General features: G+C 51.1%; 14 protein-coding genes, 1 tRNA gene and 1 pseudogene. 2 read left to right on the top strand and 14 right to left on the bottom strand.

Annotated features, from left to right (window positions below):
- Positions 1-180: 180 nt before the first annotated feature.
- The 4 genes from ACUZ9P_RS10825 to ACUZ9P_RS10810 all read right to left on the bottom strand — a co-directional run bounded on the left by ACUZ9P_RS10825 (position 181) and on the right by ACUZ9P_RS10810 (position 3,995).
- On the bottom strand, positions 181-921 hold the full coding sequence (locus tag ACUZ9P_RS10825; protein ID WP_449249719.1) for an RNA methyltransferase: 741 nt from the start codon (positions 919-921) through the stop codon (positions 181-183).
- A 7-nt stretch (positions 922-928) separates the two neighbouring features.
- Positions 929-1,534 carry a DUF456 domain-containing protein gene (locus tag ACUZ9P_RS10820; RefSeq protein WP_298997170.1) on the bottom strand — a complete coding sequence of 202 codons (606 nt, stop codon included), beginning with the start codon at positions 1,532-1,534 and terminating at the stop codon, positions 929-931.
- Between the two features lie 18 nt (positions 1,535-1,552).
- Positions 1,553-2,851, bottom strand: coding sequence for a phenylacetate--CoA ligase family protein (locus tag ACUZ9P_RS10815; protein ID WP_240825551.1), 1,299 nt, complete (start codon positions 2,849-2,851; stop codon positions 1,553-1,555).
- An 85-nt stretch (positions 2,852-2,936) separates the two neighbouring features.
- A complete protein-coding gene (locus tag ACUZ9P_RS10810) occupies positions 2,937-3,995 on the bottom strand; it encodes a DUF1786 family protein (RefSeq protein WP_449249718.1) in 1,059 nt (352 codons plus the stop codon).
- Positions 3,996-4,112: 117 nt separating this feature from the next.
- On the opposite strand from ACUZ9P_RS10810, the gene ACUZ9P_RS10805 reads away from it, so the two are divergent.
- A tRNA-Leu gene (locus ACUZ9P_RS10805) sits at positions 4,113-4,197 on the top strand.
- Between the two features lie 137 nt (positions 4,198-4,334).
- A complete protein-coding gene (locus tag ACUZ9P_RS10800) occupies positions 4,335-6,131 on the top strand; it encodes a tyrosine-type recombinase/integrase (protein ID WP_449249717.1) in 1,797 nt (598 codons plus the stop codon).
- Positions 6,132-6,224: 93 nt separating this feature from the next.
- On the opposite strand, the gene ACUZ9P_RS10795 is transcribed toward ACUZ9P_RS10800, so the two are convergent.
- From ACUZ9P_RS10795 to ACUZ9P_RS10750, 10 genes and pseudogenes are all read right to left on the bottom strand, one after another.
- Entirely contained in the window at positions 6,225-6,386 is a 162-nt protein-coding gene (locus tag ACUZ9P_RS10795; protein ID WP_449249716.1) for a hypothetical protein, read from the bottom strand.
- Positions 6,387-6,594: 208 nt separating this feature from the next.
- Positions 6,595-8,226: a cobaltochelatase CobT-related protein gene (locus ACUZ9P_RS10790; protein WP_449249715.1), complete on the bottom strand. Its 1,632-nt coding sequence runs from the start codon at positions 8,224-8,226 to the stop codon at positions 6,595-6,597.
- A gap of 4 nt (positions 8,227-8,230) precedes the next feature.
- A complete protein-coding gene (locus ACUZ9P_RS10785) occupies positions 8,231-9,268 on the bottom strand; it encodes a DUF3150 domain-containing protein (protein WP_449249714.1) in 1,038 nt (345 codons plus the stop codon).
- A gap of 369 nt (positions 9,269-9,637) precedes the next feature.
- A pseudogene (locus tag ACUZ9P_RS10780) lies at positions 9,638-10,606 on the bottom strand (AAA family ATPase); the annotation flags it as partial.
- 91 nt (positions 10,607-10,697) lie between these two features.
- On the bottom strand, positions 10,698-11,861 hold the full coding sequence (locus ACUZ9P_RS10775; RefSeq protein WP_449249713.1) for a hypothetical protein: 1,164 nt from the start codon (positions 11,859-11,861) through the stop codon (positions 10,698-10,700).
- Positions 11,862-11,929: 68 nt separating this feature from the next.
- Positions 11,930-12,631, bottom strand: a complete 702-nt coding sequence (locus tag ACUZ9P_RS10770; RefSeq protein WP_449249712.1) for an ERF family protein — start codon at positions 12,629-12,631, stop codon at positions 11,930-11,932.
- 197 nt (positions 12,632-12,828) lie between these two features.
- Positions 12,829-13,344, bottom strand: a complete 516-nt coding sequence (locus ACUZ9P_RS10765) for a hypothetical protein (RefSeq protein WP_449249711.1) — start codon at positions 13,342-13,344, stop codon at positions 12,829-12,831.
- A 109-nt stretch (positions 13,345-13,453) separates the two neighbouring features.
- Positions 13,454-14,314: a restriction endonuclease gene (locus ACUZ9P_RS10760; protein ID WP_449249710.1), complete on the bottom strand. Its 861-nt coding sequence runs from the start codon at positions 14,312-14,314 to the stop codon at positions 13,454-13,456.
- Positions 14,311-15,201 carry a hypothetical protein gene (locus tag ACUZ9P_RS10755; RefSeq protein WP_449249708.1) on the bottom strand — a complete coding sequence of 297 codons (891 nt, stop codon included), beginning with the start codon at positions 15,199-15,201 and terminating at the stop codon, positions 14,311-14,313. The genes ACUZ9P_RS10760 and ACUZ9P_RS10755 overlap by 4 nt, the downstream gene beginning before the upstream one ends.
- Positions 15,201-16,982 carry an AAA family ATPase gene (locus tag ACUZ9P_RS10750; protein ID WP_449249707.1) on the bottom strand — a complete coding sequence of 594 codons (1,782 nt, stop codon included), beginning with the start codon at positions 16,980-16,982 and terminating at the stop codon, positions 15,201-15,203. Before ACUZ9P_RS10750 ends, ACUZ9P_RS10755 begins: the two co-directional genes overlap by 1 nt.
- Positions 16,983-16,985: the final 3 nt, after the last annotated feature.

Genomic DNA, 16,985 nt, shown 5'->3' with positions numbered 1-16,985 from the left:
TTTTTCAACTAGTCAGACTTTTTGAGTCATTAGCGGGCGCTGCCCAGTGTCGAAGAAAAAAGAAAAAAAATTGCAAGTCAGCATTGCACCCAATAGAAAAAACCCGTTCCTGCGTCCTCACAGCATTGAACCATGCATGGAGAGCAAGAACGGGCTTTTGAAAAGCCTGCATAAAAAAAATTAATCTGGCAGTTTGTTACGCACCTGACGGCACAGTCCCATGAGGGCATCATATTCGTGCCGTAATAGTCCTGCCCGACTAATAAGCCTGCGCCAGGGCATCAAAAAATAATCACGGTTGTCACCGTGCAGATAATCAAGACGCAGTAACACATCCTTAAGCGATTCCACCAAGCGCTCCTGCTCTGCCGCAGTTGCCACCTTACCGCCGCGCGGCATTTCTATCTGCCTTTCGCCGTGTTGCAGGGCACGCACGGCATTGGCGCAGGTGTAACTGAGCAGCAGCACGGCCTGGGCAAGATTGAGCGAACTGGCAGCCGGATCCGTGGGGATGGTTACCAAGCGGTGGCAATGCATGATCTCATCGTTGTTAAGGCCACGGTCTTCCGGGCCAAAAACAAAAGAAACCTTCTCGCCCTTGGCGAGCACGGCCGCAGCCTCGTGCGCGGCCTGCTCCGGCGAAAGCAAAGCCTGACGCCAGCCGCCCACGCGCGCGGTGGTGCCAAATACCAGTGCGCTTTGAGCTACGGCCTGCGCCACGTCTTCATGCACTTCCACGGCATCCAGAATATCCTGCCCCTTTGGCGTTGCCAAAGGGCGCGCCTTTTCCCTGTCCCACCGTTCCGGATCAACAAGGCGCAAGGTTGGGCAGCCCATGTTGACGCAGGCGCGGGCAGCCATGCCAATATTTTCAGGAAAGCGCGTTTTGACCAATACAACTTCAAGACCTTGCAGCAGCATCATAACCTCAGCACAGGCCCCGCAGCAGCGTCAGCAAGACCTGCGTGGGAGCTTCGGGAGAAAAAGCCGGCATCTGGGGCGGCAGCTTGGGCCAGATACGCCCGGCAGCCAGAGCCAGCATGGCCCCGCCTGCGCCGCACTTGCACACAGTGCCGAGGAATCGGCCCATCATGGCGCCAAAAGCCGCGTCCAGTGCTTCGCGCAGGGGGCGCCCCTTGAGGTGCTCCACAACAAAACAGCCTGTCCACGCCCCAGCCAGCGCGCCGATAAGCGCCCCAAGCCCAAAAAAGAGCGGCGCAAGCAGAATGGCCCCCGCTATGGCCCCAATCATCCCCGCAAACGTGCCGGAAGAACTGGAGCCATAGCGTTTGGCCTTGAGTATCTGCATGCCCATTTCCAGGGCTTCGCCCACAAGGGCCATGCCCACCATCATGATCCAGAACCAGACATCCATGGAGGTCGCGCCGGGATGCACCACCTTCCACAACGCCACAAGCCCCAGCAGCACCCAGTTGGCGGGCAGCCCAAAAATGTTGAGCAGCAGCACAAAGCACAGCAGCGTTATGAATGCCCCGGCCAGCAATGAAGCCAGGGGAAAAGGCAGAAAATCCATGCGGCTCTCCGGTCGCTGTTAGTTTTTGTTGCGCATATCTTGCAAGCGCACGGCCTTGCCCTCGGTACGCGGCAGGCTGTTGCTTTCCACAAGTTCAACCCTGGGCGTAATGAGGATTTCATCGCGCAGGCGCGCGGCAATGGCCTTTTGCAGGTTTTGCAGCACGCGCATGTCTTCCACAAAATGCTCGTCGCGGATTTCGATCTGCACGCGCATCACATCGCCAAGCCCATCGTTCTCAAGCAAGATCAGGTAGCTCTGACCCACTTCCGCAAAGGTCATGATGACCTGCTCAATCTGCATGGGGTAGATGTTGACGCCCTTGATGATGAACATGTCGTCCGCGCGGCCAAGGATGCGGTCTATGCGGCGGTGCTTGCGGCCACAGGCGCACTCGCCCGGCAAAAAGCGCGTAAGGTCGCGGGTGCGGTAACGCAGGATGGGCATGCCCTGGCGGCACAGGCAGGTCATGACAAGTTCGCCCACTTCGCCCTCGGGCATGGGTTCGCCAGTTTCAGGATCAACGATTTCAGGGATATAGGCATCTTCCCACAGGTGCATTCCCGCCTGATGCAGGCACTCAAAGCCCACGCCGGGGCCGTTCATTTCAGACAATCCGTAGGAGTTGTAGGCCTTCATGTCAAAAAGATCTTCGATGCGGCGGCGGAATTCTTCGGTATACGGCTCCGCACCCACAAGGGCTATGCGCAAGGGGAACTGGCGCGGGTCTTCACCCATATTGCGCAGGTGTTCACCCAGAATGAGTGCGTATGAGGGCAGAATGTGGGCCACCGTAGTGCGGAAATCCTTGGCGAGCTTGATCTGGCGGCGCGAGTTGCCAGCCCCGGCGGGGATGGTCATGCAGCCCAGACGCTCCGCGCCAAAATGGATGCCAAGGCCGCCCGTGAACAGCCCGTAGCCGGACATGTTCTGGAAAACATCGTCCCGGCGCACGCCAACCATGTGGATGCTGCGCGCCATAAGGTCGGCCCAGGAATTGATGTCGTTCTGCGTGTGGCAGATGGCCACGGGCGAACCGGTGGTACCGCTGGAGCAGTGCATGCGCACGATCTCGGACTGCGGCACGCACAAAAGCCCTGTGGGGTACTGGGAGCGCAGATCCTGCTTGGTGGTAAAGGGGATGCGCCGCAGATCATCCAGGCTGCGGATGGAATCCGGGCCAACGCCCGCTTCGTCCAGGCGCTGACGGTAAAAATCGCACTTGCGCGTCTGGGCCACTGTGCTTCTCAGCCGGGAAAGCTGGGTCTGCTCAATCTGATCCCTGCTCCAACACTCCGCCTCATCAAAGAATTCCATGCCGCCTCCTCAGCTTCATGCCGCAACGCCCCCGAGGCGCGCCAGCTTGTAATGCGTATCCACCCGCCGTGACGGGAACAAAAAGCTACTCTCCAGCCCGGGTGTGCGCCCATCCCCAGATAAGGCCGAAACATCCGGCGATCATCATATCGCCGTGCGGGGCCAGAAAACGCCCCTGCCCTTGCAGCAGAGCGCGCTTTGGCCCGGTGATGTAGGTTGGCTCATAGCCGCCGGCTTCTTCGCAATACGGGCCAAAAGCCGTGCCGTGCCCGCCGGAGGCCTGCACCTCTTCTGTGGGCAGCCAGTGCTTGCGGAACTGTTCAAGATCACCCAGCAGTTGCTCCAGAGTGCGCATGCCGGTGTGATGCTCGTAAATTCCGCGCACCTGTCCCTTATATACCAGCGCAGCCACGGTATGCCCGTTGCCCACGTTGATGACCGTGATGCCCTGCCGATAGCTGCGGTCCATCACTTCCTTGTCGCACAATGCGCCTAGTAGCGCACTGGCCCCGGTGTCCGCAACCGGGCCGCCTGTTTTATCGTGCAAAGGCACAAGGCGCGTCAGCGAAGGCGGCGGCGTTTCGTATATCCAGTGCCTGGGATCAGAAGATGCGCCCAGCAGTTCCGTCCATGCGCGCATGCGCGCCTGACGGTTGCCGTGGGTATGAAAACCGTGATCCTGCGCAGCGGTCAGCACCAGATGCGGCAGGGGCAGCCCTGCATGGCGCAGCAGCCCGCCCCAGAATTCCGGCGAATAATCGGTGAGAAAAACCGGCACACTGCCCTCGGGGCAATTGGAACGCACTTCCACGCCGATTTTGCGCACGACTTCTTCATTATCATGAATACCGCGCGTGGCCGCTGCGGTTGCACTGACAGAAAGACCCGCCGCCAAATGTTCCTTGATGGCCTGAGTAAAGCCGCCCCCCATGTTGGCGCCGTAAAGCCATATATTACGCTTGAGCAGGGTCAGCTCGCGGATGCGCTGCGCAACGAGCCGCGCTGGGGCTGGCAAAACAAAGCGCGGCCAGTTCTCGCACTCAAGGCCTGGGCGGGCCAAAAGGGCATCCTGCGTGCCGCTGCCTATATCCACGCACAGCACAGGCCCTGTGCCGCGCAAAAACTTTTGTACTATCTCGTCCATACTCACCTCTCATGAACGAAAAAATCTACCTGTATCAACCTTCAAGCGCAAGTCTTGATAAATTTTTGAAAAAAAAGCTTGCCAAGTATTTCAGTTTGCCGTAGTACATCTTCTCGCGCCGAGGTGGTGGAACTGGTAGACACGCTATCTTGAGGGGGTAGTGAGGATTCTCGTGCGGGTTCGAGTCCCGCCCTCGGCACCACGAATTTAGGAATTGAGCTAACAAGCTCAATTCCTTTTTCTTTTTCTATCGTTTGATAAGCTTTCCGTAGTTGGTGACCCCATTCCCCTTTGCAGATGCCCTTTTGGGGCACTCACTGGGTCACAGGAGTTACGACTATGTGCAAGTATGCCCCCGATAATCACCTCTCCCCTGCCAAGCTTCCTGCCTTCCTTTACCTAAAAGGAAGGATCTTTTACTATCGCTATAAGCTTCCCAAGCAGCACACGCTAGGCTGCCCCGCGAAGGAAATCCGGATCAGCCTGCGTACGGCCTATCAATTTCAGGCATCACGCATAGCTGCGCAGCTACACGCCTTGACCAAAGAATCCTTGGAGCATTGGACGATGAGCGGACATACTGATTTTGCTGAAAACATGAAGCGAATTAAGGAGCTTCGTAGATTCCTTCAGGATGAGCTGAATAAAATCCTTGATGCTCCAGACAAACGAGAATTGAGCCCTTCTGATATTCGCAAACGATTGAACGGATATTTAAAGTATCAGATTGACGATGAGGCTGTATCGCCTACTCCACCGGATATAATCCAGACTGAAGATGACGAATGTAACATTGAAAATGTTGATATTGCACATATCAACGATAACATAGCATCAATGCACCTTAACAATCTCAACACTGGAAATAATTTCGATAACGATGTTCAACGTTGTGTCTTTGACCTTGTTAAGAACGGTGTATTTGATATCTCAGAAATTTCCCGCGACAATGTAGATGGACTCACCAGAAGTTATCTGGCCATGCAAATCAGCCTTCAAAAAATTAGGGCAGCAAGACTACGAGGAGATTTTTCTTATGAACAACCCTACCACCAAGCAGAATATACTCCATATCAACAATCTCTAAGCCCAGCAGAAGAAAAGTATCTAAATCTTGATGAACTCATAGATCGCTATTGCGTTATAAAAGTTAAAGACGGCGCATGGGCAGAACGTTCTCTTGCAGATCATAAAAACAGAGTTACAAGTCTCTTAAGAATCATTGGGAACAAACCAATAAATTCTATTACCAGACAGGATATGCGTAGTTTTAGAGATACACTTCAAAAACTTCCTCCGCGATGGCGAGAACAATTAGATAAATCTGGGCTTTCCATAAAAGAGTTCATTGAAAAATACAAAAATAAAACTCCATTGAGTATAAAAAGCATCAATGTAATTGTTGAAGCTGTTTCAGGAATGTTTACTTGGGCTATGCGTGAGAATTTGATTGAGCGTAATCCTGCGCAAGGACTTGGACTTAAAGATACACAGCAGGACATAGAAAAGAGACTCCCACTCACTGATGATGATATAAAACGGATATTCTTTTGCGCTGGCTATAAACCTAGTGCTTTCAAGAATCCAGCCTATTATTGGGTTCCTTTGATTGCCCTCTATACTGGGATGCGGCTTGAAGAAATATGTCAGCTTCACTGCGAGGATATCTATGAAGAAGATGGCATATTTTTGATTGATATTCGAGAAGACAGCACTGACGGTTTATGCGATAAAATCTTAAAAACGAAAAATGCAAAACGAAAGATACCAATACATGAGCATCTGATAAAATTAGGATTGATATCATACAGGAATGTAATGATAAAAAGCAATCAGATCAGACTATTTCCATTATTAAATAAAACTGAAAAATCACCTAAATATGGAAAGCAAGTAGGAAAAGCATTTGGTTTACTTCTGAAAGAAAAAAATATTGTTGATGGAAAAAGCTTTCATTCACTCAGACACTCTTTTTCAAATTTTTTCAAAGTCAGAAACATGCATACTGACATGTTTCGACAGGTATTTGGGCATGAAATACAAAATTTGGCCGGCAGGCAATATGGAGATAAGTTTTCAATAAAACAAATTTACGAGGAACTTATCTCAAAAATTTCTTTCGAGAAATCGAAATGAAAGAATCGATATTCTCTTCGCTTCATTCAGGAAATGGCATCACTGGGCAAGGATGCAGGAATAGCCTGCATCCTTGCCCAGTGATCAACTTTTTTACCTGCCTTCGCTTTCAGGCAAGGCCAGCCTTTTCAGTTCCTCTTCCGCATTGCATCTGCTGTCTTTTCGATTTTCCAATTCCACCGAAACCGCAGCCGCTGTGAATACTCCTGCGATCCCTGTCAGTATGCCGCCTATAAATGCCCATTTGCTGCTCATTTTCTTGCTCCTATTTGCTACCCGAGTACAGGCTAGTCATCCCAATTGTCTTTAATTGCTTGAAGCACAGCTATAACAACAGGTATCCAGTTCAGGTAATTCATTTACCCCCCCTTCATTTAGCAGCGCTGAATGCGCCGCTTTTTGTTAAGTAAGAAGAAACGAAATATTCCCGTTCGGTACCAAGGGCTAAAATCGAGGGGAGCCATCATACAGCACCGCCTTTAAGCAATGCAGTCTGCAGCAGGGCAAACATGGCAGGTACCAGATCAGGCAAGTCGTTGACCACCCGGCTTGTGTGTGGCAACAGGTGCGTGATGTGCTCATCCCGTATGCCAAGGCCATAAACTTCAAAGCCAAGTTTTTGCGCCACTCCGATGGCATTGTTTGCAGCCAACGGGTTGTCCGGCATGCCATCAGTGATAACCAGAATCATCTTGCGCCGCTCTTTGAGGGGCAACATTGTTTGCAAAACCCACCACACGGCCCCAGCTAGGGGAGTCCCTCCAGAAGCCCGAATGTCGAACATGTCTGGCACGGCCTGCCCGTGTCGCATGATGGGGAATACTGAATTGGTTTCCGTGACTGCGGGAAAGGCTGTTACTGCAGGGTTCACGCCACGGATATGGCTCAGCGCCGTTGCCACGGCAAAGCATGCCCGATTGGCAAGATTAATCGGTGCGCCAGCCATGCTGCCACTTACGTCCAGCAGGACGTGGACAGCCGTATTGAGGCCCAATTGCACAGACTCCTTTTGGAAAACACGAGCATTGCCAACCTGCAGACGATAAAGTGAATTGGCGTGCAGAGTCCCTCTGCGCCCGATACTGCAACGCCTTTGTGTTTGTGCCTGCAGAAAACCCTGAAGGCGAGTGCGCAGGGCAATGCTGGCCTGAAGGGCTTGCAGCTTCTGCTCTGCTGGCAAGGGGGCTGCTTGTCGAGTGCCTTCTACCGCCACAGTCAGAGCGTCACTGGAGGATTCTACGCTGCTATTGGCAAGCTCAATCGCCATGATTTCGCCGAGTTGCTGGGGTAGATCCTGCGCCTCCGCATGGAATAGGGCTTTAAGCGGTAAAGCACTCAAAGCCCTTAGCGGTTGAAGCGGCTCAGATTGCTGGTCAATTTGTGAGGCTGAATCGGTGCCCTCCTTTGTCAGCTGGGGCATGTCACCCTGACCGTCTTTATCCGTACATTTGGTGGTTGCAGTTGGTTGAGGCGGTTCCCACTGCCGGATGCACTGAGCGATTTGCCGAGCGTATTTGACTGCTGCCATCGTATCCGGACAATGGATGTAGGCCTTGACCAAGATGGCATCCAGGGCTCCTATCAAGCTGGGGAAGTGCTGCTCCACGATGCTTGCCGCGTGTTGGCGTGCCGGTGTCACCTCATCCACATCCCAGGCTCGCACTGTCAACAGCACATAGTCCAAAACAGCAAGGGCCGGGGAATCGTCCCCGGCCCTTGGCTGTGCCTGCTCCACAAAGAATCGTCGTATTAGCCAGTTCAGGTTTCTCCGGCAGCCAGGGAAAATGCCTGACAGCATTTTTTCAACACGCCAATCTTCAAGACAGTTGAACAAATTGAAGGTCACAGGATCAAGATTCGCGGCTTGCAACACGCCAAAATCTGTGTGCCGTATATGGGCAGCCTCATGGTCTGTGAACCCCTTGGCCAGAGCCAATAATTCCGGCTCACAATCAATGGGCAACGATGGCAGATGGATAACTTTACCGTTGGTGCAGGCTTCCTTGCCGCCAATACGTACCTGCACGCCATAGCGGTCACCAAGGATAGATGCCACAAGGGGCAGACAGTTGAGAACGTCTTTTGTGCGTATCATGGCATCACCACAGGCCCAGGCTGGGTATGGCAGGATGCGGTAATGCGCTGTCAGCCACGGGAATCTCAGGCAGGATGGGTTCATCGTCCAGATTCCCATCCATGGTGCCATCCATCTGTCCAGCAAGGCCGTCTGGCTCGTGGATAACGTCCGGACCAGCCAACAGGGCATCCAGCACAAATGCCGGGCCGTAGCCCTCAATTACTTTCTGAGCGTGGCCCACAAGAGTCGTACTGTCCTTGAGCAGGCAGACCAGCCCTTGCAAAAGCAGCAGGTCTGTACCCGTGATGTTGCCCTTCTTGGGCATGCGCAACAGTGCAGCCTGCACGATGTCAGCTACCGGGGCCACATGTGGCTCTACAAATGACAAGCCCGTGAGCTTGGCATGCAGGGTGCGCAGCGGCGAGAGCGCCTTGTGGGTTACCTCCGTTTTGCCATGATAAACCCTGCGCCATATATCGTCAGCCGACTTGGCCACCTCATCAAACAGGGTGCCGCCGAGGCCCTGCACCTCTTCCGCCAGACCTGCTTCCAGCACAGCGGTGTTGTCTGTGTGCTGTTCAAGCGGGGCCACCTTGTACAGCTGCCAGCGAAAATCCATGCGGGCGCGTACATAGTCAGGCCCCACAAGGGAGTTACGAATGATTTCGCCCCATTGATGGTGTTTCTCTATCCATCCCTGAATATTTTGGTCGTAGTCCGCCAGAAATGCTTCCTTTTCTTTCTGGAATTCAGTGCGGATGTTAAGCAGCTCCTGCACGATTTCGCCGGCCTTTTCTTCGGGGATGGCCCAGCCGGACATAAACCGTACACCTTGCCGGTCAAGGTAGTTGAAGGCGCGGGCTTTGAGTGTGCCGAACACCTTGAGGTTTTCCGGGTCGGCAATGCGCTTTGAGCCCAAAGAAGCCAGATCTTCAGGGGGCAGTTCTGCGCCGCCCAGGTCTTCCTGACTCATTTTACGACGGGCAGACCACAGGCTGACGTTGAGGTTGAGGGCCAGCAAGTTGTCCAAAATACGAATGTCAGAAACAAGTTGTGCCATAGTAGCCTCCTAGAATGAGCTTCTTGTTGTATTGAGGGAGTAGCCTTCTTTGATTTTCTTTTCTGCGCGTGCTTCAAGCTCCATCACGGAATTGTTGCCCTCACAGTTTTCGGCGGGAATAAAATGCTGCTGGCCAACGGTGTCCGGCTTGCCCCACTTTAGCGTGAGGCCCACAGGGCTAGCCTCGCCGATCCAGAACTTGCCGTCCTGCTTTTTGCCGGAAAGGTTGTGAATTACCTGAAGATGAACGAGGGGCTTGGCCACCGTGGGTGTGTGGTGCAGATGGCCGCGCATGAAGCGTAGGGCTTGCTCGCCTTGCAGGATTTCAATTTCTGCCGTTACGGTTTGGGAGGACTCAACTTCGACCTGTTGCGGGAACATGCGTTGAGCTAGCTCGTGCAACATTGCGCGGGTTTCACGGCTGGCTCGGAAGCCCAGTGCCCGGTCGAGGGCATAGGTGACGGGCTGCACGCCCTGATGGGCCAGAGGCTGAAAGCGAACGGTCAGATCACCCCATCGCAGCAAACTGCGAGTGGAGAATGTAACTTCAATGGCGTTGGTCAGATTGCTGGTGGAAGACTCACCCATGAACAGCTTGCGGACCTCATTGGCATAGTCCACCATGGTGGCACACAGCGATTGGGGCAGCGAAGGGAAGCGCCGGGCAAGTAGGCTTTTTTCCACATCGGCAGATGGGTAGCCCACTTCGCAGATGGTGAAGCGGTCCAGCCATGCAAGGTTCTGCCGCTGGGTGCCCTGGTAGAGGCCGGTGTCATCGCCGCCGCCATTGGTATTGGCCGTGGCAATCAGACGAAACATGGGGTGCGGCGCAATCAGTTCGCCGCCATTTTCCGCTATGCACAGGGGGGAGCCGTCCAGCACGCTGTTCAAGCCTGCTGCAATTTCAGGGGATGTCAGGTCGATCTCATTCAGCAGCAAAAGTGCGCCGTAACGCATGGCAAGTGCAAGCGGGCCGTACTCGAAGGTCATGCTGCCATTTTTTACTGTCAGGTGACCAACCAGGTCGGCAAACTCCATCCGCCCATGTCCGGTGACCTCAAAGACGGGATAGTTAAGTCTGGCAGCCAGCTGCTTGATGCAGCTGGTTTTGCCGCAACCAGTGGGGCCGAAGACGTACAGTGGTTCCTGGGGGTTGAGAAACCAGACCACAACATCGCGGCTGGACTCATGGAAGATATATTCGTGGTCAATGGCCGGGGTGTAGGCCGAAGGGACGGCGTAGCCCCTGACCGTGGTGCCGGAGGGCCTGCCGCTGAAGACCTGACCGGCATCAAGATCCGTGGGCTGCAGCTTACAAAGGTCGTTGATATTATTCATGCCTGGCTCCTTAAAACGAAAACTGCCCCAGGGTGGGGCGGTTTTGGCGAACGGGATAAAAGTGAGGGGATGGTCATGAGTGCCCCATTTTTCAGTTTATGGGCGAAATGCTCAATTTTTCGACAGGTGAGCCGGTGCGCTCGCAACGGGCCAGCAAGGTATCCACGTCGATGCCGCCCATGTGCTCAGCGTTAAGAATCTCGGTCAACTCCTCCCGCAGAGCATCCTTGTCCAACGTGGTACGCCCTGCTGCCACTGCCATACGAAAGCGGTAGTTTCCCGTGTCTACCCAATTCCGTGTGCCAGCCTGGCGGTGAACCAGCTTGAGTACTGTTTCCATTTCTTTTATCTCGGAATCCAAAGCAGTACGCTGATCTTTAAGGGCTGCCAGCTTTTCCAGTGCTGGCTCCCATTGTGGCATTTGCACGCCTTGCGGGAATTTAGGGCAGTCGCCATTGTGCTCGCAGAACGAGCACAATGGGTAAAAGCCCTGAGCGCAATCAACCTGTGCCAGGGTTATGTGTCCGGCGCGGAAATCTGCAAGTTCTCCCCAAAGTTGGGCCGCATGGTCAAGGGCCGTATCGAGCATGGCCTGATTGAAGCCATAGGGGCCGAACGCTTTAACCTCTTTCATGGAAAGGCAGAGCAACCATGCTTCCATACTTGCCTCGGCAGCAGTTGGGGGCATCTCAAGACCAAGCTGGGCACGGCAAAGTTGAGGGAAGGTCATTTTGTCATGCAGAATCGTGCCGTCCTCAGCACGAAGACTGAAAACGGGCTTGTTCCATGCTTTTACCAAAAGGCCGATTTGCCCGTGCAGTTGCAGCAGATGAGAATCGTGAGGCGAAACTGGTAACTTGTCCGTACTCTTCACTTCCAGAATGCGTATGGCATTGACGGGCGCACCCCAGACCAGCACAAAATCAAGATGAGCTTTGATGGGTACACCCTGATGCTGCCAGCTGATTTCAAGCTGAGGCAATACATGCAGGCCCTGCGATGCCAGAGCTTGCCCAACCCCAGATTCGAACCAGTGCCCGCGCTGCAGCGTAAGCAGCCGTTCCAGGCTGTTTGTGATGGGCATCACCTTTCTGGCCAACGCAGCCCGTGGGCATTCCCAGTGCTGGCCGATGTCGCTCATCCCCACATAGCAGGAGCGGTCGCCTAGGTGTGCAAGTGTGTCGTTGTGGGCAACGGCCTGCAGACCTTGCCTGATTAGAGCCCGTAATCCTTCCGTGCGGTTCATCTGCTCCATGATCTAGTCTCCATAAAAGCGAGAGGGCCGCCATCAGGCAGCCCTCTCACTCGGTACTTTTATTTTTTTTATGCGGCGTCAACATACTTCCACCACAATTTTCTCTGCGGGTTCCAACGGAAGCCCGAACCGGTCAGTAATTCCTTTTTGGCCTGCGTGTTGCCGGTGGCAATGATGCAGGGACGCCCATCTTGAGCGGTAACCTGCTGGTAGGTGACGCCTTCTAGGGGCGGTAGATTTTCAAGGCTTGCTGAGGGGCGATTTGAGGTGTTTGAAATGTTGTTTGCTGTGGATGGGTCGCGATGACGCGCTTTTTGTGATTCAGGGGTAATTACGGACAATTTTGGCCGTGTAGGCGATTTTTTGCCATTTTTAGCACCTTCACCATCGTCATCTTCTGTTACCATGCCCAACATGGCGGTTAAAGCGTAGCGGCGAGCATATGTCATTGCCGATCCCATGCCCTGCGGGTCGGCCTTGGGTAAAGGAACCACGGCAAGAGAGCTTTGCCACTGACCAGACTCTGCATGGGTCAGCTTGGTAACCAGCCCTAGGGAGTTAGGCTGCTCCACAGGCACCGGGTACTGGCACAGCCAGATGCCGTTTTCGATGAGAGCATCACGGCAGGCGTCCATGACACTGTTGAGGCTAGCGTACCAGCTCTTGGTGAAGGGATTTTCTGCGTCTTTGGTGACAGGTTGCACGGTTCGCTGCACGTTAAGCAGGGCCTTGGCCAGTTCAGTAATGATTTCTGATTGATATTGGTTCATGTTTGTACCCTCGAAAATGGCAAAAGCCCCATCCGGCTTGAGCCGGACAGAGCTTTCTGGTTGATTTAGAATTTTACTCTGGTATTCTTGAAAGAGTAATATGTTCTTAAAAATTGATGGATAACATGGTTAAATTTTATTTTAATATGTAATAAACACTAATTGTTCAATGACATACTTATCTGGCTGAGTTAATGTCAGCATCTCATAAACGTGTATCCATCTCCACATGTTGAATATATGTAAACTCTGTTGAAGAGAGTTCTTTTATTTTTTCTCCTTATTGCATTTCTTATTCTAACAAATAGATTGTTATCAACACCCCATGGAGAATATATTTTTATTACTAGCATTCCTTTTCCATGTTTTGAAAACGCCTCGTCATAGCTTTTCTTTTTATTCTTTTCTGAAAATATTTTAATAGTGCGCTGGAAGACCGTATCATCCATATTAACGTACGGACCTTGTTGCATTGGCTTATGGACTCTATTGTGATCAGCAGAGGAGTTTAAATCAATTGCCCATTCCTTGCTAAAGAACACTGTTGTAACTTCGAACCAAAAATATTTTTTGAGAAACGTATTTTCAATTACAGCATCTGGAGGGTCTGGTCTGTTATGAAGTTTATAAATTGGGCGTTTTTGATTGAAAAAAGAAATGAAATCATCAACAATAGAAGTTTCTTGCAAAAACTTTACTTTTGAAGAGTTCATAATAGCCTCTTTATTATTTATTGTGTTGAATTATAAAACATGAATATTCGTTTTTTATAGAAATGAATTTAATATATACGTTGCAACACAGAATAACTAGATTTCTTACTTAAATTCCTTCAAACCATGCAGAGTTTACTTCGACCTCCTCGACCATGCGGACAGCAACACCAAGACGAAGTTGCTTGAGCATATCCACAAGGTCTTCCCCATCAATAAGGTCGATAGGAGATGCTCCGTCACGGGTGGCTTCCTTTATTGCATCACGGGTGAATGCGCCTGTTGTTATGAACAGTCCCTTGTCGGCTCTGCCGATCATGGCCCCGCGAAAGTCACGAATAGCCCCTGAGCCAACGCTTTCTTTGTAACGTTTGCACTGAAATACAACATGGTAGCTCAACACATTTTGCAGCTTGATGATGCCCTTGCCATCTATGCCACCATCACCAGACCGACCTGTTACTTCTACCTGAACAAAGCCACTCTCGCGCAATAGCCGCATGGACAGCCTTTCAAAAGCGTCTGGTTTTAGTTGCAACAATTGCTGATGCAATATTTCTCTCCACCCAGCTTCCACTTCTTCGGCAATAGATGGCAGCGAGTCTTCTTCCACCAGACTCTTTTGTTTCTTTTTTGATAGGGCAGCACTGGTCGCCCTAACTGTCTGCACTAGCGTTTTGACGTCAATAACCTGTCCTGGCTTGTGTTGGGGAGTCAGTGCCCATACACCACGATCTGAGTTGTCTATCAGGCCGTACTTTTTAAGGTACGTTCGTGCCCACGCCAAACGATACTCCACCTCTGTCTGGCTTGGCTTGTCAGCGTTGTGAGGCTGCGAAGTGACGGCCTCCGGCAGATTAAGATTCTGAATGACCGTGCTTGCAATTTCTTCAATGCTACCAGACCCACCAAGGTTTTCCAGAGCGTTGAGAGTAGGGAGAATAAGTTGATCAAAGGAAGGCATCTTCATAGTTCCGCTGTCCCAGTAATCATGAGAGTTGCAACGACCGAATGACCTGTAAGGGTTGAATACTCTGCAAATTTTGCCTGATGAGTTTCTTTATCCATCAAGTTTACAATATCTTCCGGTGAGCCTTCTAACACATCCAATCCCCATGGGAATTTTAAGCCCCCCCGTTCCGTCAGAATAAAACGGTTATGAGTATCGTGTCCCAAAACCTTTTCAATCATGACAATGTTAAGGGAAAAATTTTTAGGGATAAATCGTGGCAGTTTCTCTTTTAACTCGGAAACACGAAAATCTTGTGACTCACCATTCGGAGATATGTTGACGCAATATTTGAGTTTCGTGGGTTCAACAGGGATGCATCGAAGCATCTCTCTGAGCGGTTCCCCCCATTTTTTTTCAGCTTTAAAATACGGATCAACAAAAATTATTTCTCGTGAATGGCGCAAAAGCGAGCTGCTAACTGCAAGATACCCAGCTAGATTTTTTGGCATTGCGCACTCGTGCGGACACGTGAATAAATGATGAGTTTCAGTAATTGGAGAATCTGCAGAAAGTACCGCTGGGTTTGCTCGCGGATTTTCGCAAGCGAGAATTGCATGAAATGGTTTTTCAGCGTGTGCTGACTCGGCGCTTTCGAGCCAATTGTCAGGCATCGCGCAGTCACGTCCACTCGGGACTAAGAATGCACCTTTGTCCGCCAACCATTCTTCAAGAATCTTTCTCTGACGAACTGAGAAGTTATCGGCAGCTTCGTGAACCATCTTGCGCCATTTTTTGGGAAATTCTGCGATTAGCCTAGCCTTTGGAACGCCAAATTTTTCATGGAGGTAATGAAAGGACTCCCAAGTACCTAGCAATTTAGGTTCAACGGCAAATTCATGCAGCATTAGAACAACTCCTTTGCCCGCTCAGCAAAAAAGCCGTTAGGCCACTTTTGCCCAAAATCACCGTCAGGCGTGACAGGAATACGGATGATTTCTGTTCGCCCATCCTCATTGGACTGCACGCATAGAACGGAAATCATTTCTGGAAGTATCTTAGGAAAGCCAGCAGGTAGCTCCGCCTCAGACGTTTCCCGAACTCGCCTCAGCAGCCGCAGCATGAGATGTTCGCTGTGAGTTTCCAAAAGAAACATCGGCGGATCATCATTGCTGATTGCCCGACAAAACACATCACCCAAAGCAGTCTGCCACGCAGGGTGAATATGCAACTCCGGCTGCTCGACAGCTATCACTGCATTGCGCTTAGCTAACGCACCAGCAACTAGCACTGGCATGACCTGAGCAATACCAACACCCATGTCATGGGGCACTACTTCCATGTCAGAACTGCGACTGCGAAAAACTATGCATGCCTCGGGAGCCTGTGCAAGGAGTTGACGCAAAAGCGGCAACGTGGCCTCGTCGACGTCACCCTCCATCAAGGCGACTTGAAGAGCAAAGGCAAGGGTACCGTTGGCATCAAGAGTTAAATTATTTTTTCGACAAACATAGTATTGTGGTTGCTTGCCCCAAAGCTCAGAAAGGCACTGATTTACCTGTTCAAGTTCGTATGGATCCGCTGAGGCAAGGATATCCCAAGCGGCCAAGCCGTTTGCCCATCTATCAGGATCTGCTGTTTGAGCGGGTAAAAAATTACGAGGAGGTATGGCACGCAACGGGCCAATATAAAGGAGATGCGCATCCAGCAAATCTCTTAACAAAAGACCTGGGCCAACAAGCAATGATGAAAGAAATGACTCACAGATCTTTGAGGACGTGATTTCTGATAAATCCAGAGGTCTGTCCCATAGCGGGAGCGCATTGCCCCTGACTTCTGGGTTGAGAATCTCAGTGTACCCTGGGCAATAGTCAGTACCAGAAGAGCCTGGGATTAACGATTCCCATGTAGAATCAAAATTAATTATTTGAGAAATAATCTCAAACAGTTTAGGCAATTCAATTTCATTGTCGTCCGAGGTTCCACTTTCATTGTCAGATAACAGATTAATTTCAATGTGCTTGCGGCACTGTTCCTTTTCACTTGGTGTTAATATTGGCGAAGAATCAATACCTTCAAAGAGCTGAGCACCATTTTCTTTGCAAGAGATGCCACACACAACCACGCCATTCATGGTAATCTCATACCGTGAAATGAATGGCCGTTCCGTGGCCACACCCCACGAGATGTTAACACACACGCCAATGTTTGAGATTCTGTTAAGTGCGTCTTGAGCTGTTTCCCAAATGCTATCTGAAGGCTCATCGATATCAATGAGCTTTATTTCATCGAAAAATGGACAGTCTCTCTCTGTGTGCGCTCTATTGCTATGCTCAGACAAATAATTCTGCATTTGTTGCCATTTGATTTCGTCACGACGCACAAATGGAGGAAGATCCGTACCTTCAAGATCAAACTCAAGACATATACTTACGGCACGAGTCAAGTCATGCTTATGAACAAACTGTTTAAATCCACCAAGGTTAATTGAGCTTCCACCACCTTTAACACTGTCTGGATTGTAATTATTGTTGCACAGAATTTCATGTATAAGGTGCAAAGCTTGGATAATTGTACTTTTACCTGCATTGTTTGGGCCAAAAAGCAACGTTATTGGGGCAAAGCTGACACGAATACCAGCTTCATCAATCCCCTTAAAATTTTTGATATCCAGTGTTGTCAGACGCATAGG

The sequence above is a fragment of the Desulfovibrio intestinivivus genome, from assembly GCF_053570665.1.
Note: the sequence above shows the minus strand (reverse complement) of the source record. Positions and strands in the feature narration are given on the sequence as shown.

Coding starts and splice junctions, on each gene's coding strand:
- ACUZ9P_RS10755 (WP_449249708.1), bottom strand. CDS start 15,201: ATGCTGCATGAATTTGCCGTTGAACCTAAATTGCTAGGTACTTGGGAG.
- ACUZ9P_RS10815 (WP_240825551.1), bottom strand. CDS start 2,851: ATGGAATTCTTTGATGAGGCGGAGTGTTGGAGCAGGGATCAGATTGAG.
- ACUZ9P_RS10760 (WP_449249710.1), bottom strand. CDS start 14,314: ATGAAGATGCCTTCCTTTGATCAACTTATTCTCCCTACTCTCAACGCT.
- ACUZ9P_RS10810 (WP_449249718.1), bottom strand. CDS start 3,995: ATGGACGAGATAGTACAAAAGTTTTTGCGCGGCACAGGGCCTGTGCTG.
- ACUZ9P_RS10750 (WP_449249707.1), bottom strand. CDS start 16,982: ATGCGTCTGACAACACTGGATATCAAAAATTTTAAGGGGATTGATGAA.
- ACUZ9P_RS10785 (WP_449249714.1), bottom strand. CDS start 9,268: ATGGCACAACTTGTTTCTGACATTCGTATTTTGGACAACTTGCTGGCC.
- ACUZ9P_RS10770 (WP_449249712.1), bottom strand. CDS start 12,631: ATGAACCAATATCAATCAGAAATCATTACTGAACTGGCCAAGGCCCTG.
- ACUZ9P_RS10800 (WP_449249717.1), top strand. CDS start 4,335: ATGTGCAAGTATGCCCCCGATAATCACCTCTCCCCTGCCAAGCTTCCT.
- ACUZ9P_RS10775 (WP_449249713.1), bottom strand. CDS start 11,861: ATGGAGCAGATGAACCGCACGGAAGGATTACGGGCTCTAATCAGGCAA.
- ACUZ9P_RS10765 (WP_449249711.1), bottom strand. CDS start 13,344: ATGAACTCTTCAAAAGTAAAGTTTTTGCAAGAAACTTCTATTGTTGAT.
- ACUZ9P_RS10825 (WP_449249719.1), bottom strand. CDS start 921: ATGCTGCTGCAAGGTCTTGAAGTTGTATTGGTCAAAACGCGCTTTCCT.
- ACUZ9P_RS10790 (WP_449249715.1), bottom strand. CDS start 8,226: ATGATACGCACAAAAGACGTTCTCAACTGTCTGCCCCTTGTGGCATCT.
- ACUZ9P_RS10820 (WP_298997170.1), bottom strand. CDS start 1,534: ATGGATTTTCTGCCTTTTCCCCTGGCTTCATTGCTGGCCGGGGCATTC.
- ACUZ9P_RS10795 (WP_449249716.1), bottom strand. CDS start 6,386: ATGAGCAGCAAATGGGCATTTATAGGCGGCATACTGACAGGGATCGCA.